Here is a 21225-nt window from a genome sequence, read left to right on the forward strand (position 1 = left end):
GCGATCACAGGGAACGCAGGGGAAGCGGCCGGCCCGGCCGGTGTGTCACAGGGTGCGCAGCAGCACCGCCGGCTGTTCCACGCAGTCCGCCACATATCGCAGGAAGCCACCCGCCGTGCCGCCGTCGCAGACCCGGTGGTCGAAGGTGAGCGACAGCTCGACGAGCTGGCGTATGGCCAGTTCGCCCTCGTGCACCCACGGCTTGGGGATGATGCGGCCGACACCGAGCATCGCGGCCTCGGGGTGGTTGATGATCGGTGTGGAGCCGTCGACGCCGAACACGCCGTAATTGTTCAACGTGAAGGTGCCGCCGGTGAGTTCCGCCGGGGTGAGGGTGCCCGTGCGGGCCGCCTCGGTGAGCCGGGCGAACTCCGCGGTCAGCGACTCCGCGTCCCGCGCGTGCGCGTCCCGGACGACCGGGACGACGAGTCCCCGCTCGGTCTGCGCGGCGAATCCGAGGTGCACCTGGTCGAGCTGGACGACCTCGCGGGCCTCCATGTCGACCGTGGAGTTCAGCTCGGGGAACCGGGCCAGGGCGGCGGTGCAGATGCGGGCCAGCAGGGCGAGCAGGGCGATCTTCGGTCCCCCGGCGGCGTTCATCGCGGCGCGCGCCCGCATCAGCTCCGTCGCGTCGGCGTCCACCCAGCAGGTGGCGTCGGGGATCTCGCGCCGGCTGCGGGAGAGCTTGTCGGCGACGGCTCCGCGGACGCCCTTGAGGGGGACGCGGATGCCGGCGGGGGGTGCGGAGGAGCGGGTGGCGGCCACGGGTGTGTGCGGCTCGACCGTCGGCTGTGCCGCGCTGCGTCCGTGCACCTCGGCGGCCCGCAGCGCGTACTCGACGTCGGCCCGCAGGATGAGCCCGTCCGGCCCGGAACCGTGCAGCTCCCGCAGATCGAGGCCGTTCTCGCGGGCGAGGCGGCGCACGAGCGGGGAGATCACGGGCACGGGCCCGTCGCTACGGGTCTCCTCGTCGGCCGGTGCCGTGTCATGACCGTGGCCGTGTCCTGCCCCGGTGCCGACAGGCCGCGCCACGCTCTCGGCAGGCGGCGTCACCTCACGCGCGGCGGCCCCGTTCGCCGTCTGAGCAGCAGGTGCAGCAGGCCGCACCCTCCGCCGCCGCGCCGGTGCCTCCGAGGTGCCGTATCCCACCAGCACGTTCCCGGAGCCCTCGGTCTCGCCGCCGGAGGCCGACGCGCCGACCGCCACGGTCACCAGCGGCGCCCCGACGGGCAGCTCCGTGCCCTCCTCGCCGAAGCGGGCCGTGACCACACCGGCGTAGGGGCAGGGGATGTCGACCATCGCCTTGGCCGTCTCGACCTCGACGACCGGCTGGTCGACGGCGACGACGTCACCGACCTCCACCAGCCAGCGGACGATCTCCGCCTCGGTCAGGCCCTCGCCGAGATCCGGCAGCCTGAACTCCAGCACCTGCGCCATCAGCTCTCCGCCTCCCACTGCAGACGCCCCACGGCGTCCAGGATCCGGTCCACGCCGGGCAGGTGGTGACGCTCCAGCATCGGCGGTGGATAGGGAAGGTCGAACCCGGCCACGCGCAGCACCGGCGCCTCCAGGTGGTGGAAGCAGCGCTCCGTGACCCGGGCCGCGATCTCCCCTCCCGGTCCGCCGAACCCGCCCGACTCGTGTACGACGACCGCCCGTCCGGTCCGCCGTACCGAGGCGGCGACCGTCTCGTCGTCGAACGGCACCAGCGAGCGCAGGTCGACGACTTCCAGGTCCCACCCTTCCTCCCGGGCCGCCTCGGCGGCTTCGAGGCAGACGGGCACGGACGGTCCGTACGTGATGAGCGTGGCGCTCCGCCCCGAGCGCCGCACCACCGCGCGGCCAATCGGTTCAACGTCCGTCGGCTCTTCCGGGTTCCAGGTGTCCTTCGACCAGTACAGCCGCTTGGGCTCCAGGAAGACCACGGGGTCGTCGGAGGCGATGGAGGCGCGCAGCAGCCCGTAGGCGTCGGCGACGGTCGCGGGCGTGACGACATGGAGCCCCGGAGTCGCCATGTAGTACGCCTCGGAGGAGTCGCTGTGGTGCTCGACGCCGCCGATGCCGCCGCCGTAGGGCACGCGGATGGTGATCGGGAGCGGCATCCGGCCGCGGGTGCGGTTGCGCATGCGCGCGACGTGCGAGATGAGCTGCTCGAACGCCGGGTAGGCGAACGCGTCGAACTGCATCTCCACGACCGGCCGCAGCCCGTACATGGCCATGCCGACGGCGGTGCCGAGGATGCCCGCTTCGGCGAGCGGGGTGTCGGTGCAGCGGTCCTCGCCGAACTCCTTGGCGAGGCCGTCGGTGACGCGGAAGACGCCACCGAGGGTGCCGACGTCCTCGCCCATGACGTGCACGGACGGGTCGGCGGCCATGGCGTCGCGCATCGCGCGCGTGAGGGCCTGCGCCATGGTGGCCGGCTTGACGGCGACGGTGGTCATCGGTGCGACCCTTCGGACTCGGCGTGCAGCTCCGCCTGCAACTGGTCCCGCTGTTCGCGCAGTTGCGGGGTGGGCTCGGCGTACACATGCGTGAACAGGTCCATCGGGTCGAGCGCCGGGTCCTGGTTCATGCGTTCACGCAGGTCGGCGGCCATGGCCTCGGCGGCGTCCCGCTCGGTCTGCTTCCCGGCCTCGTCGAGCAGGCCGCGCTCGGTCAGCTCGTGCTCCAGGAGGGCGATCGGGTCGTGCCCGCGCCAGGTCTCGACCTCGGTGTCGCCGCGGTAGCGGGTCGCGTCGTCGGCGTTGGTGTGGGCGTCGATGCGGTACGTGATCGCCTCGATCAGCGTCGGACCGCCACCCGCGCGGGCGTGCCGTACGGCGTCGGCGAGCACCTCGTGCACGGCGACCGCGTCATTGCCGTCGACCAGCCGGCCGGGCATGCCGTAGCCGACGGCCTTGTGGGCCAGCGACGGGGCCGCGGTCTGCTTGGCGAGCGGGACGGAGATCGCGAAGCCGTTGTTCTGGACGAGGAAGACGACCGGCGCCTGCCATACGGCGGCGAAGTTCAGCGCCTCGTGGAAGTCGCCCTCGCTGGTGCCGCCGTCGCCGACCATGGCGAGCGCGACCACGTCGTCGCCCTTGAGGCGGGCGGCGTGCGCGAGGCCGACGGCGTGCGGGAGCTGGGTGGCGAGCGGCGTGCACAGGGGGGCCACGCGGTGCTCGTACGGGTCGTAGCCGGTGTGCCAGTCGCCGCGCAGCAGCGTCAGGGCCTCAACGGGGTCCACGCCGCGTGCGACGGCCGCGAGGGTGTCGCGGTAGCTCGGGAAGAGCCAGTCACGCTCCTGAAGGGCGAGCGCGGCGGCGACCTCGCAGGCCTCCTGGCCGGTGCTGGACGGGTAGACGGCGAGGCGGCCCTGCTTGGTGAGCGCGGTCGCCTGCGCGTTGTACCTGCGGCCCCGCACCAGCTCGGCGTAGAGCCGGCGCAGCAGGTCCGGGTCGGCCTTCGCTGCCGCCGCCGTCCCGAGGACGCGGTAGGGCTCGGCGTCGGGCAGCAGCGGCGCGGGGTCCATCCGGGGCTGCCAGGCGGGCGGCGGCGATGGCCGGTACCCGCCTCGCTGCTCCATGACCGTCATGACGGCACCTCCTCGTGGGAGCGGCTACGGGAGACGCGTCGGCTGTGAGGCGTCTCACCTACCGATTGTTCGGTCGTCGGCACATTTTGGCTACAGGCGGCCCGAGGCTGTGGACAAACGGTTCTCCACAGCCTCCAATGAACGCATTACGTCCATGGAGGGAAGGCAGGGGGACATGGCGCCTGAACAAATGGCCGAGAGCCCGGACGACGGTGTGCCCCTGCCGCCGGCCCGTCCGCTCGACGCCATCGATCAGGACATCCTTCAGATGCTCCAGGCGGACGGCCGCGCGTCGATACGGTCGGTCGCCGAGCGGGTCCATGTCTCGCGCGCCAACGCCTACGCCCGTATCAACCGCCTCATCGAGGACGGTGTCATCCGCGGTTTCGGTGCCCGCGTCAACCATGAACGCGCGGGCCAGGGCACCTCCGCGTACATCACCCTGAAGATCGTCCAGAACACCTGGCGCACGGTCCGCGAACAGCTCCGCCAGCTGCCCGGCGCCTCCCACATCGCCCTGGTGGGCGGCGACTTCGATGTGCTGCTCCTGGTGCACACCTCGGACAACCGCGCCCTGCGTGAGCTGGTCCTCACCCGGCTCCAGGCGATCCCGGAGGTGCTCAGCTCGCGCACCCTGCTGGTGTTCGAGGAGGAGGATCTGGAGCCGCAGGGCTGAACGCCGCTTCAGGCGGCCTTGCGCAGCCCCCCGAAGACCAGCCGCGCCACCGTCTCCGCGACCTCGCGTTCGTTCATCCCGCGGCCGTCCGGGCGGTACCACTCCACGATCGAGTTGACCATGCCGAAGACGAGCCGGGTCGCCAGGCGCACCTCCACGTCCGCGCGGACCTCGCCCTCGGCGGCGGCCGCCTTGAGCAGGGCGGCGACCTGGTGGTCGAAGTCGCGGCGGCGCTCCAGGGCCCAGCGCTCGGTGTCGGTGTTGCCGCGCACCCGCAGCAGCAGCGTGACGTACGGCAGCTCGGCTATGAGCACCTCGACCATGCGCCGCACGACGTACTCCAGGCGGTCGGCGGCGTGCCCCACGCGTGCGTGCTCCTCGTCGAGGATCCCGAAGAGCCCGTCCAGGGCGCGGCTGACCGCGCGGCGCAGCAGTTCCTCCTTGCCCGTGACGTGGTGGTAGATCGACGACTTGGAGATGCCGGCCGCCTTGGAGAGGTGCTCCATGGAGGTGCCGTCGTAGCCGCGCTCGTTGAAGACCTGCACGGCGACGGAGAGCAGTGTCTCCGGGGTGTACGTGTCGCGCTTGGCGGTGGTCATGAGGTGCTGCCCTCCCGCTTGTCGGAGGCGTACGCGTGGCGGTACAGCGCGAGGGACGGCGCGTAGCGGCCGGAGGGCTCGCGTACGTGCAGTTCGTCCAGGAGGTCGTAGGCCCAGCCGCGGCCGAGCCTGCGGCTCCATTCGAAGGGCCCCATGGGGTAGTTGACGCCGAGCCGCATCGCGGTGTCGATGTCCTCCACGGTGGCAACGCCCTTGGCGACGGCGTCGTGCGCCAGGTCGACGATCCGGGCGACCGTGCGGGCGACGATCATGCCGGGGACGTCGCCGATGACGCTGACGTCCTTGCCGATCGCCTGGAAGAGGCCGATGGCCTCGGTGAGGGTCCCCGGCGAGGTGTCCTGGGAGGCGGACACGGCGATCCGGGTGGCGCGGCGGTAGTCGACGGCGAGGTCGAAGTAGACGACGTCGCGGAACTCCACCGAGGTCTGGCCGTCGGCGAGCGCCAGCTGGCCGCCGCCCGGCAGCACCAGACGCGTGCCGTGGTCCTCTTCCTCCTCGCGCACCGGGATGCCCGCCTCGCGGATCAGCGGCAGAAGCTCGGATGCGGGGCCCAGGTCGCCCTCGGCGACGACGTAGGCGGGCTGCTGCTGCCTCTCCGCGGTGTGCGGCTCGTCGCGCTCGGCGTCCTCCGCGTAGTCGTACCAGCCGTGCCCGCTCTTGCGGCCGAGCCGGCCGGACTCGACCAGGCGGCGCTGGGCGAGCGAGGGCGTGAAGCGCACGTCGTTGAAGAAGGCCTGCCACACGGAGTGCGTGACGGATTCGTTGACGTCCTGCCCGATGAGGTCGGTGAGCTCGAAGGCGCCCATCTTGAAGCCGCCGCACTCGCGCAGCACGGCGTCGATGGTGGCCGGGTCGGCTCCTTGCGCCTCGTGGACGGCGAAGGCCTCGGCGTAGAAGGGCCGGGCGATGCGGTTGACGATGAAGCCGGGGGTGTCGGCGCAGGCCACCGGCGTCTTGCCCCAGGCGCGTGCCGTCTCGTACGCGCGCGTGGCGTACGTGACGTCGGTGGCGAACCCGGAGACGACCTCGACCAGCGGCAGCAGCGGCGCGGGGTTGAAGAAGTGCAGGCCGACGAACCGCCCGGGGTCGCTCAGGGCGCCGCCGATGGCCGTGACCGACAGCGACGAGGTGTTGGTGGCGAGCAGGCAGTCCTCGTCGACGATGCCCTCCAGCTCGCGCAGCAGCTCCTGTTTGACGTCGAGGCGCTCCAGTACGGCCTCGACGACCAGGGCGCAGTCCGCGAGCTCGGCGAGGGACTCGGCGGGCAGCAGCCGCGCGCGGGCGGCGTCACGGTCGGCGGCGGTGAGCCGGTCCTTGGCGACGAGCCGGTCCAGGCGGGCGCCGATCGCGTCCGCCGCCGCCTGTGCGCGCCCGGGAGCGGCGTCGTAGAGCCGCACGGGGTGGCCGGCGACCAACGCGACCTGGGCGATGCCCTGGCCCATGGTGCCGGTGCCGACGACGGCCACGGGGCTGCTGAGGTCGAGTGCTGTCATGTGCGCGATCCTCCCGCACGGGGTTTTCCACAGATGCGGCGGACCCCCTTGAACCGACCGATCGTTCGGTTACTCTAACTCTGTCTGGCTGTTCCTGCCCATGTCTGCGTCCAGATCATGAGCTCGACGGAGAGCTCTGGAAACGAGGAGTTGGTCCCGCATGGCCGCCGAACTGACCGCCCACGAGCTGATCGCCAAGCACCGGCCCACCCTCGACCAGGCGCTGGAAGCGATCCGCACGCGCGCGTACTGGTCACCGCACCCCGAGCACCCCAAGGCCTACGGCGAGAACGGCAGCCTGGACGCGGCGGCGGGCAAGGCGGCCTTCGACGCCCTCCTGGGCGGTCGCCTCGACCTCGGCCAGCCCGGCACCGACGGCTGGGTGGGCGCCGAGACGTCCCCGTACGGCATCGAGCTGGGCGTCGAGTACCCGCACGCGAACATCGACGAGCTGCTGCCGGCCATGCGGTCCGGCATGCGCGCGTGGCGGGACGCGGGCGCGGAGATGCGCGCGGTGGTGTGCGTGGAGATCCTCAAGCGGATCAGCGACCGGACGCACGAGTTCGCGCACGCGGTCATGCACACATCCGGCCAGGCCTTCATGATGGCGTTCCAGGCGGGCGGCCCGCACGCGCAGGACCGCGGCCTGGAGGCGGTGGCGTACGCCTATGTCGAGCAGGTCCGCACCCCCGACACCGCGGAGTGGACCAAGCCGCAGGGCAAGCGCGACCCGCTGGCGCTGAACAAGCAGTTCACGCCGGTCCCGCGCGGGGTCGCCCTGCTCATCGGCTGCAACACCTTCCCGACCTGGAACGGCTATCCGGGCCTGTTCGCCTCCCTCGCCACCGGCAATCCGGTCCTGGTCAAGCCCCACCCGCGCGCGGTGCTGCCGCTCGCGCTCACCGTGCAGGTCGCACGGCAGGTCCTCACCGAGGCGGGCTTCGACCCGAACCTCGTCGCGCTGGCCGCCGAACGCCCCGGCGAGGGCATCGCCAAGACCCTCGCCACCCGCCCCGAGATCCGGATCATCGACTACACCGGCTCGACCGCGTTCGGCGACTGGCTGGAGGCCAACGCCCGCCAGGCGCAGGTCTACACGGAGAAGGCCGGCGTCAACACGGTGCTCGTCGACTCCACCGACAACTACAAGGGCATGCTGTCCAACCTGGCCTTCTCGCTGTCCCTGTACAGCGGCCAGATGTGCACCACCCCGCAGAACCTGCTCGTCCCCCGCGACGGCATCCGCACCGACGAGGGCCCCAAGACCTTCGACGAGGTCACCGCCGACCTCGCCCGCTCCGTCGACGGCCTCCTCGGCGACGACGCCCGCGCGAACGCGCTGCTCGGCGCGATCGTGAACCCGGATGTGAAGGCCCGCCTGGAGGCCGCCGCCGGGCTCGGCGAAGTCGCCCTCGCCTCCCGGGAGATCACGAACCCCGAGTTCCCGGACGCGGTCGTCCGTACGCCGGTGATCGTGAAGCTGGACGGTGCCAAGCCGGACGACGAGGCCGCGTACATGAGCGAGTGCTTCGGGCCGGTGTCGTTCGCCGTCGCCGTCGACTCGGCCTCGGACGCCGTGGAGTTGCTGCGGCGCACGGTGCGGGAGAAGGGCGCGATGACGGTCGGGGCGTATACGACGGACGACGAGGTCGAACAGGCCGTACAGGAGGCGTGCCTGGAGGAGGCCGCCCAGCTGTCGCTGAACCTCACGGGCGGGGTGTACGTCAACCAGACGGCCGCGTTCTCCGACTTCCACGGTTCGGGCGGCAACCCGGCGGCCAACTCGGCGCTCACCGACGGGGCGTTCGTCGCGAACCGGTTCCGGGTCGTCGAGGTGCGTCGGGAGGCCTAAACGGCGCCGAGGCTCCAGTGGTACAGCGTCATAGCCACACTGGTGGCGAGGTTGTAGCTGGAGACCTGCGGGCGCATCGGCAGGGACAGCAAGTGGTCGGTACGCGCGCGCAGTTCGGCCGACAGGCCGCTTCGCTCCGACCCGAAGGCGAGGACGGCGTCGTCCGGGAGCTTCACGCCCCGGATGTCGTCGCCCTCCGGGTCGAGCGCGAAGAGGGGGCCCGGTGGCAGCTCGGCCACGTCCAGTCGCTCCACGGCCGTCGCGAAGTGCAGGCCCGCGCCGCCGCGTACGACCGTGGGATGCCAGGGGTCGAGGGTGCCGGTGGTGACCACACCGGTCGCCCCGAAACCGGCGGCCAGGCGGATCACGGCGCCGGCGTTGCCGAGGTTGCGGGGGTTGTCGAGGACGACGACCGGGGCGGTGCGGGGGGTGTGGGCCAGCTTTTCGAGGTTGGCCGCGCGGGGCGGTCGTAGCGCGAGGGCGGCCACGGCCGTCGGATGCGGGCGCGCCACCAGGGACGAGTACGTCGACTCCGGGACCTCCGTCAGGAGCGCGGCCAGCGGCTCCCGTACATCCGGCGCCAGTTCGTCCGCGAGGGCCAGCGTCGCCTCCCGGTCGACGGTGACCGCGACCGGGACGTCGGCTCCGAAGCGCACGGCGTGCTTCAGGGCGTGGAAGCCGTCGAGCAGTACGGAGGTCCCTGCGAGCCGGTTCCAGGTGGTCACGGTCATGCCGTGAAGCCTACGTGCGCGTGCTCGGGGTTCTCCGGGGTGCGCGGTCCGGGGAGTTCCGTACGGTCCTCGCCGCGCCGTACGAGACGCGAGAGCCGTCCACGCGCGTGTGCCGTCCAGCCGCCGAGGCGGCGCAGGAAGGTCGTCGGCAGGAAGACCGCGTCCGCCGCGATCATGGCGAGGGAGAAGAACGGCAGGCCGAGGACGACCGCGATCACGGCGTGCTCGGTGATCATCGCGGTGAGCAGGACGTTCTTGACCCGCCGGTTGAACAGCGTGAACGGGAAGGCGACCTGCACGAGGACCGTGCCGTAGGTGATGAGCATCACCATGGTGCCGCTGGAGGAGAGCAGATCGGCGAGGGCGGGCCAGGGGGAGAAGTAGTCGAGGTGCAGTGGGTAGTAGACGGCCGTGCCGTCCTGCCATCTGGTGCCCTGGATCTTGTACCAGCCGGCGGTCGCGTAGATCAGACACGCCTCGGCCATGATCACCAGCAGGGCGCCGTTGTGCACGATGTTGCCGATGACGTCGAGGAGGATGCGGGGCTGAGCGGTGCGCGCGCGGCGGCCCACGATCCACCACACGGCCATCGCCGGCCACATGATCCACAGGATCACCGGTACGGTCAGGTCGCCATCCAGGCGGCCCGCCGTGGTCGCCGCCACCAGCGCGAACCCGGACACCCCCCACAGGACCGGACCCACCCGGTCCGGCGCGATGCGCTCGCCACGCGCGCGTGCCGCGTTCTGGCGCCGGGCCCGGCGCTCGTCCAGCGACCAGACCCGGCCGCAGCGCGTGAAGACGAGGTAGACGCACATCAGGTGCAGCACGTTGTCGCCGCCGTCGCCCATGAAGATGGAGCGGTTCTGCAGCGAGAGCACGCCGACCATGAACAGCACGGACATCGTGCGGGTGCGCCAGCCGAGCAGCAGCAGAACGCTGGTCAGCACGGCGAAGACGTAGACACTCTCGAACCAGAACCCGCTGCTTGACCAGATCAGGGCGGTGAAGGAGCCGTTCGTCCCGATCAACTGCTGGGCGAGGTCGAAGTCCCACGGGCCGGCGGGGCCGTACATCTCATGTCGGTGGGGGAACTCGCGCAGCAGGAACAGCAGCCAGGTCGCGGTGAAGCCGATGCGGATCACGGCCGTCTGGTACGGGCCGTGGGCGGACTCGGTGACCCGGGCGATGGCGGCGGAGATCGCGAGGGCGAAGCGGTTCACCGGGCGGCCTCCGCCGTCTCGTCGGCCGGGATCGACCACCAGGGCAGCACCCGGTAGGTCGGCTTGTCGGAGAGCTCCTCGTCGCTCCACTCCGGCTGCGGCACGTTGGTGGTGCGGGAGCGGACCTGGACGCGGGCGACGACGCCGTCCTCACCGGCCGCGTTCTCTCGGTCGAGGCGCAGTTGCACTATGTGCCGCAGATAGGTCTCCGACAGGGCGCCGCGCAGGCCCACGGGGCGGTTGTCCGCGTCGTGCGTGGCGACGAAGAAGTCCCAGGCGCGGCGCAGCTCGTTCTGCTGGGTGTGGCTGGGCAGCAGATTGCCGTCGATGGCCCGGCCGTCCTGGGCGGACAGGTCGTACCAGCCGGTGGTGCGGGTGCCGCCGTCGGCGGTGTCGATCTCGGCGCGGACCTGCACGGCGATGTTCTGCTGGAGCGGGTTGGGCGCGAACAGCTTCCAGTTCTGCTCGAACTCCGGGTATATCCAGTCGTCGATCGCCCCGCCGTGCTGCTTGGTGACCGTGTTCGGCGGGGCGACGTGCAGAAACACCATGCCGACGTGGACACAGACGGCGATGGCCACCACCGCGAGGGCGAGCGCGGCACCGATCTGGTAGCGCAGGGAGAGGGCGGCGACTCCGGTGCGGGGTTCCGGTTCGGGGGGCGCTTCGGCGATCAGCGGGGCTTCGGCGGACCGGGGCGCGTCGGCGGGCGGGGCGGGGCGCGGCACGGGCGGATGCGGCTGCTCGGCCGGTCCGTGTCGCGCGGCCGAGCCTGCGTCGTACGCGTCCATCCTGTCCCGTTCCCCGATTCCGGTCCGTCCTGCCTCAGCGCTCGCACGGGAACGGTACTCAGGCCCACCCGCCGGGCACAGCCCCTGACGGGCCGACGTTGCCCACACCCTACGGGTGTCCCGCCGGACCTCGCTGGCACGTGATCGGGACCTCACGGGACCCGCACACACGCCATTCCCTTCTTCTAGAACCTGTTCTATCTTGACGCACCGTCAGCTCGCCATGCGTGTGCGGAAGGGCAGGGATCGTGGACTTCACCTTCACCGAGGAGCAGCAGGCGGCGGCCGAGGCGGCGCGCGGAGTGTTCGCCGGGGTCGCGCCGGACGCCGTGCCCTCTCCCGCGCTCACCCCGGGCGCCGTCGCCGACACCTTCGACCGCCCGCTCTGGGGCCGGCTCGCCGACGCGGACCTGCTGAGCCTGCTCCTCGCGGAGGAGTACGGCGGCGCGGGCCTCGACGCCGTCGCGCTGTGCCTGGTACTGCGCGAGTCGGCGAAGGTACTGGCCCGGGTGCCGCTCCTGGAGAGCAGCGCCGCGGCAGCCGCCGTCCAGGCGTACGGCGGCCCTGAGCTGAAGGCCGCGCTGCTGGCGCGGGCCGGACGCGGCGAGGCCGTGCTGACCGTCGCCGCGCACGGCCGCACCGGCCACGACGGTGCCGAACTCGCGGTGACGGCACGGGAGGCGCCCTCCGGGTGGGTGCTGGACGGCGTCCAGACCGCGGTTCCTTGGGTGTACGACGCCGATCTCATCGTCGTGCCGGCCCGTACCGCCGCCGACCGCACTGTGATGGCGCTGGTGGCGCCGGACGCCAAGGGCGTCACGCTCGCCGAACAGTTCTCGACCAGCGGGGAGCGGCTGGGGGAGGTGCGGCTTGAGTCGGTGCGGGTCGCTGCGCGCGATGTCATCGACGCCGAGGGGGCGTGGGAGTGGCTGCGGGAGCTGCTGGCCACGGGGACATGTGCGCTGGCGCTCGGGCTGGGGGAGCGGGTGCTGGGGATGACGTCCGAGTACGCGAGCAAGCGGGAGCAGTTCGGGCATCCCATCGCCACGTTCCAGGCCGTCGCCGTGCAGTCCGCCGACCGGTTCGTCGACCTGCGCGCCATGGAGGCCACGCTGTGGCAGGCCGCGTGGCGGATCGCCTCAGGAGCACCGGGAGCGCTGCCCGCCTCCGGTGACGTGGCCGTGGCCAAGATCTGGGCCTCGGACGGCGTACGGCGGATCGTGCAGACGGCACAGCATCTGCACGGCGGCTTCGGCGCCGACGTCGACTATCCGCTGCACCGGTACCACGCCTGGGCCAAACACCTGGAACTGGCGCTCGGCCCGGCGGCGGCGCACGAGGAGGCGCTGGGGGATCTGCTCGCGGCACATCCCCTGGCCTGACCTGCGGGCCCGGGTGCGCTACAGCACGAAACCGGGCTGACCCTCGTCGGTCACCACGGGTCGTCCGGCCGCCGCCCACACCTGCATGCCGCCGTCGACGTTCACCGCGTCGATGCCCTGCTGGACCAGGTACATCGCGACCTGCGCCGAACGGCCGCCGGAGCGGCAGATCACGTTGACCCGGCCGTCCTGCGGGGCGGCCTCGGTCAGCTCGCCATAGCGGGCCACGAACTCGCTGATGGGAATGTGCAGGGCGCCTTCGGCGTGGCCCGCCTGCCATTCGTCGTCCTCACGGACGTCGAGGAGGAAGTCGTCGGCCTTGAGGTCGGTGACCTCGACGGTGGGTACGCCTGATCCGGGATGCATGTCGTCGACGCTACCCGACAGGTCTCGACACGGCTCCGCGCCCCCTCAGGGGCCTTGGCTTTGCAATGCCGCCAGTTCCGCTTCCCGCTCCGACACCTGGGCCAGCAGCTGCTCGGCGATCTCGTCCAGGAGACGGTCGGGGTCGTCGGGGGCCAGGCGGAGCATCGCGCCGATCGCGCTCTCCTCCAGGTCCTTCGCGACGAGGGTGAGCAGCTCCTTGCGCTGGGCGAGCCATTCGAGGCGGGCGTACAGCTCCTCGCTGGGGGTCGGGCCCTGCTCCTTCAGCACGGGTCCCTTGGCCCATTCCTCGGCCAGCTCCCGCAGCAGCGCCTCGTCGCCCCGGGCGTAGGCGGCGTTGACGCGGGTGATGAACTCCTCACGCCGGGCCCGCTCGGCGTCCTCCTGGGCGAGGTCGGGGTGGGCCTTGCGGGCAAGCTCGCGGTAGAGCTTGCGGGCCTCGTCGCTGGGGCGCACCCGCTCCGGGGGCCGCACGGGCTGCTCCGTGAGCATCGCCGCGGCCTCCGGGAACAGTCCCTCGCCGTCCATCCAGCCGTGGAACAGCTCCTCGACGCCGGGCATCGGCAGCACCCGGGCGCGAGCCTCGTCGGCCTTGCGGATGTCCTCGGGGTCGCCGGTACGCGCGGCCACGGCCTCGGCGATCCGGGCGTCCAGCTCGTCGAGGCGGGCGTACATCGGGCCGAGCTTCTGGTGGTGCAGCCGGGAGAAGTTGTCCACCTCGACGCGGAAGGTCTCCACGGCGATCTCGTACTCGATCAACGCCTGCTCGGCGGCCCGCACGGCCCGCTCCAACCGCGCCTCGGGCCGCTCGCCCGCGTCCTCGGCCGTCACCTTCGCCTCACCACCCTGCTCAGCTCCACCGACGGGCACCTCGGCACCGCCCGGCGCCCCCGCACCAGCGGGCTCGGCCTGGGACTGCTCAGCTTCCGGCGTCATCACCCGCCCAGCGTAGGCCACGACGTGCCGGGCACTTCGAACACGGAGGATCCGGGGGCGCCGGGGCCGACAGCACCGGGGGCTACCTCGGCAGCAGCCCGCGTGATCCCTAGCCATCCCGGCCGTGATCCGGCGGATGCCGGGCTCGCCGGGCCGACCGTGCCATGGCGGACGCCAGGTTCGCCGCGCCGAGAACACCACGGGCGCTGCGTCGACGGGCGCCCCGTCTCCTCTCCGCGATCCAACGGGCCCAGGGCCGCCGCAGCGCCCGTGGTCTTGCCGGCGCCCACTCGACCGCGGCCCACAGTGCGCCCCGACTCCGCCCCGCCCCGGCAGACGCCAGGCCGACGCCGCTGCCGATACTCCGCTACTCCGCCGACCGCGCTACACCCCACCGCCTCCGCCGCAATCCAGCGGACGCCAGTCCACCGGTGCTGCGGACGCCCCGGTCACACCCCCATCTCCGCCGGAATCCGCCCCGCCCGCACCGCCGCCACCAGTGCGGCGTGGTCCGCCTCCGTGCGGTCGGCGTAGGTAAGGGCGAAGTCCGCGATGGCCTCGTCCAGTTCCTCGTTCTTGCCGCAGTAGCCGGAGATCAGGCGGGGGTCGGCGCTGTGGGAGTGGGCGCGGGCCAGGAGGGCGCCGGTCATGCGGGCGTAGTCGTCTATCTGGTCGGCGGCCAGCGCGGCCGGGTCGACGCTGCCCTTGCGGTTGCGGAACTGGCGTACCTGGAAGGGGAGCCCGTCGACCGTCGTCCAGCCAAGCAGGATGTCGCTGACGACCTGCATGCGCTTCTGGCCGAGGACCACGCGCCGCCCCTCGTGGTCCGCATCCGGCGCCTCGAAGCCGGCCGTCACCAGGTGCGGGACCAGGACCGAGGGGCGGGCCTCCTTCACCTGCAGGACCAGCGGTTCGCCGCGGTGGTCCAGCAGCAGGACCACATAGGAGCGGGTGCCCACACTGCCCGTGCCGACCACCCGGAACGCCACGTCGTGCACCGCGTGACGGGAGAGCAGGGGGTGGCGGTCCTCGGAGAGCGTCGTGACGTAGGCCTCCAGCGACGCCGCCACCGCCGCGGCCTCCTCGTCCGGGACCCGGCGCAGCACCGGCGGCGCGTCCACGAACGTACGGCCGCCGTCCTCCGTCACCGCCGTCGACTTCGCCGCGAAGCGCCCGCTGGTGTTGGCCCGGGCCTTCTCCGCGACCCGCTCCAGCGTGCCGAGCAGATCATGGGCGTCGGTGTGGGAGACCAGTTCCTCGTCCGCGATCGCGTTCCACGCATCCAGCACCGGGAGCCTGGCCAGCAGCCGCATGGTGCGCCGGTAGGCACCGACGGTGTCGTTCGCCGCCTTGCGGCACTTGTCCTCGTCCGCGCCCGCCTCCCGGCCCGCGAGCACCAGCGAGGTGGCGAGCCGCTTGAGGTCCCACTCCCAGGGGCCGTACAGCGTCTCGTCGAAGTCGTTCAGATCGATGACCAGGCCGCCGCGCGCGTCGGCGTACAGCCCGAAGTTCGCCGCGTGCGCGTCGCCGCAGATCTGGGCGCGGATCCCGGTCATGGGGGTGCGGGCGAGGTCGTACGCCATGAGTCCCGCCGAGCCCCGCAGGAACGCGAAGGGCGTCGCCGCCATCCGGCCGACCCTTATCGGGGTGAGCTCGGGAAGCCGGCCGAGGTTGGACTCCTCGACGGCGGCCACCGCGTCGGGCCGGCCGGCGTCGAGATCGAGCACCGAGTGGTCGGCGCGCGGCACCCGCCTGCGCAGTGCCTTGCCCTCCTCCTTCGGCGCCCCGCCACCGGGCCACTCGGCGAAGCCGCGCACCCGGGGCAGCCGGCGCCGCACGGCCCCCGCCGACGTCGACCCCGATTCCGCAGTCACCGCGGCCGCCTCCGCCGTAGCCCCCGCACCGACCTCGGTCATACCGACCGCCTCCCCCGCACACCCATGAACACCGACACGAACATCAACTCGTGCCGACGTTACAACCGGCGGCCGAAACGCGTCAGACCCTGTGGACAACTCCACGACTGTGGAAAACCCGCACGGAGTACCGGCCGACCCGCCGCCTCACCAGCCCTTGGCCCGCTCCCCCTCAGCAGCCCTCGGCCCGCTCCGCCTCCGGCAGATACTTCTCCGCCCACCCGCCGAGTTCCGTGAGCGCGGGTTCGAGCGCGGCGCCCGCCTCCGTCAGCCGGTACACGACCCGCAGCGGCGGCCCCTCGTACACCTCACGCACGACGAGCCCCGCGGCGGCCAGTTCGGTGAGCCGGTCGGAGAGCATCCGCTCGCTGATGCCGGGGACCGCCCGGCGCAGGGCGACGAAGTAGGCGGGGCCCGCGGTCAGGACGGACACGATCGGGCCGGTCCAGCGCTTTCCGAGCAGCTGGAAGACGCGGCTGATGCCGGCGTCGACCCGCTTGCACGCCGATACGTCGTGACTCTGCTCACCCGCCATGCCTCTCAGGGTACTGCCCTGCCGTACGGGGATGAAAAAAAGTAAGTGACTGTGTTATCCATAGTCATGCACGAACTTTCAGTCCCTTCCCTTTCGGAGATCCCCATGGCAACGCTGCTGCACATCGACTCCTCGGTCTTCCCGGCCGACGCCTCCTCCTCGCGTGCCGTCACCGACGCCTTCCGTCGCACCTGGCAGGAGCAGCACCCCGAGGGCACGGTGATCCACCGCGATCTCGCCGCGCACCCGGTGCCGCACATCACCGCCCACGCCCACACCGCCGGCTTCTCCGATCCGGCCACGCACTCCCCCGAGCAGGCCGCCGCCTTCGCGGAGCGCGTGAAGCTGATCGAGGAGCTGGAGAGCGCGGACGCGGTGCTGATCGGCGCCCCGATGTACAACCTGACGATCCCGTCGACGCTGAAGGCGTGGCTGGACAACGTGGTCCTGATGGGCCGCACCGCGGGCGCCACCCAGTCCGTCAAGGGCACCCCGGTCACCGTCGTCGCCAGCCGTGGCGGCGCGTACGGCCCGGGCACGCCGCGTGAGGGCTACGAGTACGTGCAGAACTACCTGTCGGCGATCCTGACCGACTTCCTCGGCGCCGACCTCGACTTCATCGTCCCGGAGCTGACCATGGCCCCCGCCAACCCGGAGATGACCGACCTGGTCCCCCTCTTCGAGGCCTCCCGCGAGCGCGCCCTCGACGAGGCCACCACGAAGGCGAAGCAGCTGACCCAGCGGCTCGCGGCGTAACGGCCTCGGAGACGCCACGCGCGCGTGGGTCCTCGTCGAACGGCGAGAGGGCCCACGCGCGCGTGACGGACAGCCTCACCCGCTCCCGGCCCCGGGGCCGCCGCCGACTCCCTGCACCGTCGCTCCCGTCGCCGCCGAGCCCGCCGGCACCCGCCCCACCGGACGTTCCCCCACCGGACGTCCCCCCGCCGAAGGCAGACACAGCGCCACGACCAGCCCTACCACCGCGAGCACGGTGACCAGCACCAGATGCGCGTGCAGTCGCTCAGCCACGGTCCGCGCTCCCCTCCGGCACCCGGCCACCGGCGCCCACCAGGCTCCCGACCCGGCGAACAGCCGCCCCCAGTTCCCCCCGCCGGAACCACGCGGCCAGCACCAGCGGATACACCAGATACCCGAACCGCGTCGCCGGTATCAGGCACATCGCCAGGCCCAACCCCAGCGCCAGCCGGTCCGCCGCCGCGACGACGGTGCGGGGCGGCCGTACCGCCAGCGACACCGCCACTCCACCCGCCGCGGCCACCAGGGCGCCCATCGCGAGGACGGAACCGCCGGGGACGTACGTCGCCAGCAGATACCCGGGCAGCGGGCTGGCCGCCGGTGAATGCACCCCGCCCTCACCCAACGGGAAGAGGACGACGTGCTCCACGAAGGCGTGCGGATCGGCGAGGGCCACCGGCACCACCGCCGCCGAGGCCACCAGCACGGCGACGACTCCGGCCCGTACGGCAGTCCGCCGCCCCGCCGTCACCGGCAGCAGCACCAGCCCCACCGGCAGCAGCGGCCAGGCCGTCCACTTCAGCGCGGCCGCAGCCCCCATCGCCAGCCCGGCCGCCACACCGGAACCGCCCCGGCCCGCCAGCGCCAGCCCCAGGCACATCAGCCCGATCACCGGCAGATCCACCCCACCGACCGCCAGCGGCAACGCCACCGCCGGGAACGCGGCGAGCAGCAGCGCGGCGCGCGCGTCCGACTCCCCGACCGATGAGACCGAGGCGACCGAGGCGAGGGTGCCGCGGCCACGCCCCGCTCCCCGCGCGGCGATCAACATGCTCACCAGGAACACGGCGCAGAACCACACCCGCGCATCCGCGAGCGGCGTCCCCCCGAACAGCGCGTGCGGTATCCCGAACAGGGCCATGCCGGGCAGATAGGGGTTGTAGTCGTCGACGCCGACCGGATGCGGCACGTAAGGGCTGCCGGAGTCCAGCAGCAGCGCGCCCGAGTGCTCGACGACGTGCACCTCGGACTGCGCGGTCCCCGCGAGGACCATCAGCGTCAGCGGGACCACCACGGCCCCGAGGAGCGCCGCGAGCGCGCTGTGCCGGCTCCAGGGGCGCGGCGACCGGCGGGCGAGCTCCGCGGCGACGGCGTATCCGACGGCGGCGCAGGCGCCCCAGATCCGGTGCGGGGTGAGGTTCGTGACCAGGGCCAGCGCCAGCGCGAAGACCGCGCAGCCGAGCCAGAACAGCACGTCCCGGCGCACTCGGAGCGCCCGGCGGGACCGCGCGGGGGCCGGCGGGACAAGTGGAGCAACGGGGGCGAGGACAGGTCCGCCGGGCCGGACTCCGGCGACGAAGGCGAGGGACTCGGGTGGCATCGGTGGGCTCCTGGGGCAGGGGAGCTCCAATCTCGCGCCGGGCCCGCCTCACCCACCTCGGCCGAACGGCCACGCCTGAAGGCCCCCGGTACAGACGGCTCAGCCGAAAGTCCGAGCGGCCCCAACCCCTGGATCCCCCACCCCTCGGTCCCCTACCTCCCGATCCCCCACCCCTCGCTCTCCCCCCTCACACCCCCACGGGCACAATCACGCCATGCATACGCTCTCCGTCGTCCTCGTCGCCCTCATGGCGCTGCTGCACGTCTACATCCTGGTCCTGGAGATGTTCCTGTGGCAGCGCGGTCCGGGCCGCCGTTTCCACGGGTTCGACGCCGAACTGGCCCGCACCACCGCGCCGCTGGCCGCCAACCAGGGCCTCTACAACGGCTTTCTGGCCGCGGGCCTGGTCTGGGGTCTGATCGCCGACGATCCGACCGGCTACCGGGCGCAGATCTTCTTCCTGTCCTGCATCGTCGTCGCCGGCGTCTACGGCGCGGCCACCGCCAACCGCCGCATCCTCTTCGCCCAGGCCCTGCCGGCGGCCGTGACCCTCGCGGCGGTCGTCGCGGCGGGCTGACACGGGCCACAGCCTCAAGAAGCGGACAGGGCAGACAGGCCGGATCCCCTGGTGAGATAGCTCACGCACTCCGGCCTCACATCCGGCCTGGCCAGGCTGTGTGATGCCTCACAACGATCATGGAAAAGGAAACGGGCCCCTGCGGTGACTTCCGTCACCTGCAGAGGCCCGTATCTCACGGTGCGCGAGGGGGGAGTTGAACCCCCACGCCCTTGCGGGCACTGGAACCTGAATCCAGCGCGTCTGCCTATTCCGCCACCCGCGCATTGGGTGTGTCCTCGGGCCCTTCCCTCGCGGTCCGGCGCCTTCCGACACGCAGAACATTAGCACGCCGGCCAGGGCCGGTTCACATCCCTTATCCCCAGGCAGCTCCCCACCAGCACGGTCGGCGAACGCCACCCCGCGGCGACCGATCCGCGGCGCCCCGCGCTCCGTATCAACGACGACCTGTTCACGTATCAACCTCGTACCGGTACCAGGCATCTCCCCAGGAGCCGGTCAGGGTCCACAGTCAGGTGCGGGACACTGGTTTGCGGCCGCCTCTACGATCCATGGCAAGACTGTGTGCCGAAGGAGTTCGAAGCGGAGCTCCGAAGGGAACTTCGAGGGCGTCGACACCCGTCGACCGGGCCGACAGGGGGAACCAGCCGATTTACCGGCGCGTGGATACGATCAGTAAGCAGTACCAGGTAAGGCAGTGCCCGCCCGGCGGGATGCAGGACGAAGGCAACGACGAAGGAGGTGCCCCATGGGAGTCCTGAAGAAGTTCGAGCAGCGTCTCGAAGGTCTGGTCAACGGCACCTTCGCCAAGGTGTTCAAGTCCGAGGTCCAGCCGGTGGAGATCGCCGGAGCGCTCCAGCGCGAGTGCGACAACAACGCGACGATCTGGAACCGCGACCGGACCGTCGTACCCAATGACTTCATCGTGGAGCTGAGCACACCGGACTACGAGCGGCTCAGCCCCTACTCCGGGCAGCTCGGTGACGAGCTCGCCGGCATGGTCCGCGACTACGCCAAGCAGCAGCGCTACACCTTCATGGGCCCGATCAAGGTCCACCTGGAGAAGGCCGACGATCTCGACACCGGCCTGTACCGCGTACGCAGCCGCACCCTCGCCGGCTCCACCGATCAGCAGGGCGGCGGCCAGCAGGCCCCCGCACCCGCCGCCCCGGCCGGGCGGCCCGGCGCCCCCCAGGGCCAGGGCGGCTACGGCTACCCGCCGGCCGCCGCGCCCGCCGGCGCCCCGCCCATGCCACCGTCACCGCCGCCCGGCTCACGCCCCGGCGGCTACGGCTACCCGCAGCCCGCGGGCGGCCGGCGACCTCCCGCCGCACCCGCGGCAGGCGGCCGCACCCGCTACTGGATCGAGATCAACGGCACCCGCCATCAGATCTCCCGCGCCACGCTCGTGCTGGGCCGCAGCACCGACGCCGACGTGCGGATCGACGACCCCGGCGTCTCCCGCCGGCACTGCGAGATCCGGACCGGAACGCCCTCGACGATCCAGGATCTCGGGTCCACCAACGGCATCGTGGTGGACGGGCAGCACACCACCCGCGCTACGCTCCGCGACGGCTCGCGGATCGTCGTGGGCAGCACCACCATCATTTACCGGCAAGCCGAAGGGTGAAGCGGGGGCAATGTCAGAGCTGACCCTCACGGTCATGCGGCTGGGTTTCCTGGCCGTACTGTGGCTGTTCGTGATCGTGGCCGTGCAGGTCATCCGCAGCGACCTGTTCGGTACGCGTGTCACCCAGCGCGGGTCCAGGCGGGAAGCCGGACGGCAGCAGCAGGCCGCCCGGCAGGCAGCCGCGCCGCCGCAGCAGCGCGGCCAGCAGGGCGGCGGCCGCCAGCGCCGTAACGCTCCCTCCAAGCTGGTCGTGTCCGAGGGCACCCTCACCGGCACCACCGTCGCGCTCCAGGGCCAGACCATCACCCTGGGCAGGGCGCACGACAGCACGATCGTGCTGGACGACGACTACGCCTCCAGCAGGCATGCCAGGATCTACCCGGACCGCGACGGCCAGTGGATCGTCGAGGACCTTGGCTCCACCAACGGCACGTACCTCGACCGAACGCGGCTGACGACCCCCACACCTATTCCGCTGGGCGCGCCGATCCGCATCGGCAAGACCGTCATCGAGCTGCGGAAGTAGTACGAAAATGAGCGAGCGGAGCG

The 21225-nt window shown here is 72.0% G+C and carries 21 protein-coding genes and 1 tRNA gene; 7 read left to right on the forward strand and 15 right to left on the reverse strand.

All coding sequences use genetic code 11. From position 1 onward, the window contains the following. Positions 1-45: 45 nt before the first annotated feature. Genes IE325_RS18075 through pdhA form a run of 3 tightly spaced genes read right to left on the reverse strand, consistent with a single transcriptional unit; the run spans position 46 to position 3574 of the window. Positions 46-1437 (reverse strand): dihydrolipoamide acetyltransferase family protein, encoded by a 1392-nt coding sequence (locus IE325_RS18075; protein ID WP_190070976.1) that lies wholly within the window; start codon positions 1435-1437, stop codon positions 46-48. After that, positions 1437-2441, reverse strand: coding sequence for an alpha-ketoacid dehydrogenase subunit beta (locus tag IE325_RS18080; protein WP_190070977.1), 1005 nt, complete (start codon positions 2439-2441; stop codon positions 1437-1439). Before IE325_RS18080 ends, IE325_RS18075 begins: the two co-directional genes overlap by 1 nt. After that, positions 2438-3574, reverse strand: coding sequence for a pyruvate dehydrogenase (acetyl-transferring) E1 component subunit alpha (gene pdhA, locus IE325_RS18085; RefSeq protein ID WP_190070978.1), 1137 nt, complete (start codon positions 3572-3574; stop codon positions 2438-2440). The genes IE325_RS18080 and pdhA overlap by 4 nt, the downstream gene beginning before the upstream one ends. A 190-nt stretch (positions 3575-3764) precedes the next feature. On the opposite strand from pdhA, the gene IE325_RS18090 reads away from it, so the two are divergent. Beyond that, a complete protein-coding gene (locus tag IE325_RS18090; RefSeq protein ID WP_190071240.1) occupies positions 3765-4250 on the forward strand; it encodes an Lrp/AsnC family transcriptional regulator in 486 nt (161 codons plus the stop codon). Positions 4251-4258: 8 nt separating this feature from the next. On the opposite strand, the gene IE325_RS18095 is transcribed toward IE325_RS18090, so the two are convergent. Together IE325_RS18095 and IE325_RS18100 are read right to left on the reverse strand one after the other, a co-directional pair. After that, the gene (locus IE325_RS18095) at positions 4259-4849 is read right to left on the reverse strand and encodes a TetR/AcrR family transcriptional regulator (RefSeq protein WP_190070979.1); all 591 of its coding nucleotides are present in this window, start codon (positions 4847-4849) and stop codon (positions 4259-4261) included. After that, a complete protein-coding gene (locus tag IE325_RS18100) occupies positions 4846-6363 on the reverse strand; it encodes a 3-hydroxyacyl-CoA dehydrogenase (RefSeq protein ID WP_190070980.1) in 1518 nt (505 codons plus the stop codon). The genes IE325_RS18095 and IE325_RS18100 overlap by 4 nt, the downstream gene beginning before the upstream one ends. Positions 6364-6523: 160 nt before the next feature. On the opposite strand from IE325_RS18100, the gene paaN reads away from it, so the two are divergent. Further along, positions 6524-8215, forward strand: a complete 1692-nt coding sequence (gene paaN / locus IE325_RS18105; protein ID WP_190070981.1) for a phenylacetic acid degradation protein PaaN — start codon at positions 6524-6526, stop codon at positions 8213-8215. Here paaN and IE325_RS18110 read toward each other — a convergent pair. From IE325_RS18110 to IE325_RS18120, 3 genes are read right to left on the reverse strand one after another with little or no spacing between them, the layout of a single operon-like run. Then, positions 8212-8946 (reverse strand): TrmH family RNA methyltransferase, encoded by a 735-nt coding sequence (locus tag IE325_RS18110; RefSeq protein ID WP_190070982.1) that lies wholly within the window; start codon positions 8944-8946, stop codon positions 8212-8214. The two genes, paaN and IE325_RS18110, sit on opposite strands and share 4 nt — an antisense overlap. Continuing rightward, a complete protein-coding gene (locus tag IE325_RS18115; protein ID WP_190070983.1) occupies positions 8943-10169 on the reverse strand; it encodes an HTTM domain-containing protein in 1227 nt (408 codons plus the stop codon). The genes IE325_RS18110 and IE325_RS18115 overlap by 4 nt, the downstream gene beginning before the upstream one ends. Continuing rightward, the gene (locus tag IE325_RS18120; protein ID WP_190070984.1) at positions 10166-10960 is read right to left on the reverse strand and encodes a DUF5819 family protein; all 795 of its coding nucleotides are present in this window, start codon (positions 10958-10960) and stop codon (positions 10166-10168) included. Before IE325_RS18120 ends, IE325_RS18115 begins: the two co-directional genes overlap by 4 nt. 248 nt (positions 10961-11208) lie before the next feature. Between IE325_RS18120 and IE325_RS18125 the strand changes: the two genes are divergently transcribed. Continuing rightward, positions 11209-12342 carry an acyl-CoA dehydrogenase family protein gene (locus tag IE325_RS18125; protein WP_190070985.1) on the forward strand — a complete coding sequence of 378 codons (1134 nt, stop codon included), beginning with the start codon at positions 11209-11211 and terminating at the stop codon, positions 12340-12342. Positions 12343-12360: 18 nt separating this feature from the next. Here IE325_RS18125 and IE325_RS18130 read toward each other — a convergent pair whose 3' ends face one another. The 4 genes from IE325_RS18130 to IE325_RS18145 all read right to left on the reverse strand — a co-directional run bounded on the left by IE325_RS18130 (position 12361) and on the right by IE325_RS18145 (position 16113). Next, positions 12361-12708 carry a rhodanese-like domain-containing protein gene (locus IE325_RS18130; protein ID WP_190070986.1) on the reverse strand — a complete coding sequence of 116 codons (348 nt, stop codon included), beginning with the start codon at positions 12706-12708 and terminating at the stop codon, positions 12361-12363. 45 nt (positions 12709-12753) lie between these two features. Beyond that, positions 12754-13665, reverse strand: a complete 912-nt coding sequence (locus IE325_RS18135) for a J domain-containing protein (protein ID WP_190070987.1) — start codon at positions 13663-13665, stop codon at positions 12754-12756. A gap of 446 nt (positions 13666-14111) precedes the next feature. Beyond that, positions 14112-15578 carry a DUF2252 domain-containing protein gene (locus tag IE325_RS18140; protein WP_190070988.1) on the reverse strand — a complete coding sequence of 489 codons (1467 nt, stop codon included), beginning with the start codon at positions 15576-15578 and terminating at the stop codon, positions 14112-14114. A 172-nt stretch (positions 15579-15750) separates the two neighbouring features. Beyond that, the gene (locus IE325_RS18145) at positions 15751-16113 is read right to left on the reverse strand and encodes a winged helix-turn-helix transcriptional regulator (protein WP_190070989.1); all 363 of its coding nucleotides are present in this window, start codon (positions 16111-16113) and stop codon (positions 15751-15753) included. 105 nt (positions 16114-16218) lie between these two features. Here IE325_RS18145 and IE325_RS18150 point away from each other — a divergent pair, with 105 nt between their 5' ends. Then, complete coding sequence (locus IE325_RS18150; protein ID WP_190070990.1) at positions 16219-16869, forward strand: FMN-dependent NADH-azoreductase; 651 nt, start codon at positions 16219-16221, stop codon at positions 16867-16869. Positions 16870-16944: 75 nt separating this feature from the next. On the opposite strand, the gene IE325_RS18155 is transcribed toward IE325_RS18150, so the two are convergent. After that, complete coding sequence (locus tag IE325_RS18155; RefSeq protein ID WP_190070991.1) at positions 16945-17142, reverse strand: hypothetical protein; 198 nt, start codon at positions 17140-17142, stop codon at positions 16945-16947. Next, positions 17135-18469 (reverse strand): glycosyltransferase 87 family protein, encoded by a 1335-nt coding sequence (locus tag IE325_RS18160; RefSeq protein ID WP_190070992.1) that lies wholly within the window; start codon positions 18467-18469, stop codon positions 17135-17137. Before IE325_RS18160 ends, IE325_RS18155 begins: the two co-directional genes overlap by 8 nt. 214 nt (positions 18470-18683) lie before the next feature. On the opposite strand from IE325_RS18160, the gene IE325_RS18165 reads away from it, so the two are divergent. After that, complete coding sequence (locus tag IE325_RS18165; protein ID WP_190070993.1) at positions 18684-19046, forward strand: DUF1304 domain-containing protein; 363 nt, start codon at positions 18684-18686, stop codon at positions 19044-19046. Positions 19047-19227: 181 nt separating this feature from the next. Here the strand turns inward: IE325_RS18165 and IE325_RS18170 are convergent. Beyond that, positions 19228-19311, reverse strand: a tRNA-Leu gene (locus IE325_RS18170). Between the two features lie 483 nt (positions 19312-19794). Here IE325_RS18170 and IE325_RS18175 point away from each other — a divergent pair. Both IE325_RS18175 and IE325_RS18180 read left to right on the forward strand, forming a co-directional pair. Continuing rightward, positions 19795-20676, forward strand: coding sequence for an FHA domain-containing protein (locus IE325_RS18175; RefSeq protein WP_190070994.1), 882 nt, complete (start codon positions 19795-19797; stop codon positions 20674-20676). Between the two features lie 10 nt (positions 20677-20686). Then, positions 20687-21202, forward strand: coding sequence for an FHA domain-containing protein FhaB/FipA (locus tag IE325_RS18180; protein WP_190070995.1), 516 nt, complete (start codon positions 20687-20689; stop codon positions 21200-21202). Positions 21203-21225: the final 23 nt, after the last annotated feature.

Source organism: Streptomyces lanatus (assembly GCF_014655715.1).
GTDB classification, from domain to species: Bacteria; Actinomycetota; Actinomycetes; order Streptomycetales; family Streptomycetaceae; genus Streptomyces; species Streptomyces lanatus.

Bases quoted from the DNA above. Each gene is read 5' to 3' on its own strand.
- IE325_RS18075 (WP_190070976.1), bottom strand. From the start codon at position 1,437: ATGGCGCAGGTGCTGGAGTTCAGGCTGCCGGATCTCGGCGAGGGCCTG.
- IE325_RS18080 (WP_190070977.1), bottom strand. From the start codon at position 2,441: ATGACCACCGTCGCCGTCAAGCCGGCCACCATGGCGCAGGCCCTCACG.
- pdhA (WP_190070978.1), bottom strand. From the start codon at position 3,574: ATGACGGTCATGGAGCAGCGAGGCGGGTACCGGCCATCGCCGCCGCCC.
- IE325_RS18090 (WP_190071240.1), top strand. From the start codon at position 3,765: ATGGCCGAGAGCCCGGACGACGGTGTGCCCCTGCCGCCGGCCCGTCCG.
- IE325_RS18095 (WP_190070979.1), bottom strand. From the start codon at position 4,849: ATGACCACCGCCAAGCGCGACACGTACACCCCGGAGACACTGCTCTCC.
- IE325_RS18100 (WP_190070980.1), bottom strand. From the start codon at position 6,363: ATGACAGCACTCGACCTCAGCAGCCCCGTGGCCGTCGTCGGCACCGGC.
- paaN (WP_190070981.1), top strand. From the start codon at position 6,524: ATGGCCGCCGAACTGACCGCCCACGAGCTGATCGCCAAGCACCGGCCC.
- IE325_RS18110 (WP_190070982.1), bottom strand. From the start codon at position 8,946: ATGACCGTGACCACCTGGAACCGGCTCGCAGGGACCTCCGTACTGCTC.
- IE325_RS18120 (WP_190070984.1), bottom strand. From the start codon at position 10,960: ATGGACGCGTACGACGCAGGCTCGGCCGCGCGACACGGACCGGCCGAG.
- IE325_RS18130 (WP_190070986.1), bottom strand. From the start codon at position 12,708: ATGCATCCCGGATCAGGCGTACCCACCGTCGAGGTCACCGACCTCAAG.
- IE325_RS18140 (WP_190070988.1), bottom strand. From the start codon at position 15,578: ATGACCGAGGTCGGTGCGGGGGCTACGGCGGAGGCGGCCGCGGTGACT.
- IE325_RS18145 (WP_190070989.1), bottom strand. From the start codon at position 16,113: ATGGCGGGTGAGCAGAGTCACGACGTATCGGCGTGCAAGCGGGTCGAC.
- IE325_RS18150 (WP_190070990.1), top strand. From the start codon at position 16,219: ATGGCAACGCTGCTGCACATCGACTCCTCGGTCTTCCCGGCCGACGCC.
- IE325_RS18160 (WP_190070992.1), bottom strand. From the start codon at position 18,469: ATGCCACCCGAGTCCCTCGCCTTCGTCGCCGGAGTCCGGCCCGGCGGA.
- IE325_RS18165 (WP_190070993.1), top strand. From the start codon at position 18,684: ATGCATACGCTCTCCGTCGTCCTCGTCGCCCTCATGGCGCTGCTGCAC.
- IE325_RS18175 (WP_190070994.1), top strand. From the start codon at position 19,795: ATGGGAGTCCTGAAGAAGTTCGAGCAGCGTCTCGAAGGTCTGGTCAAC.
- IE325_RS18180 (WP_190070995.1), top strand. From the start codon at position 20,687: ATGTCAGAGCTGACCCTCACGGTCATGCGGCTGGGTTTCCTGGCCGTA.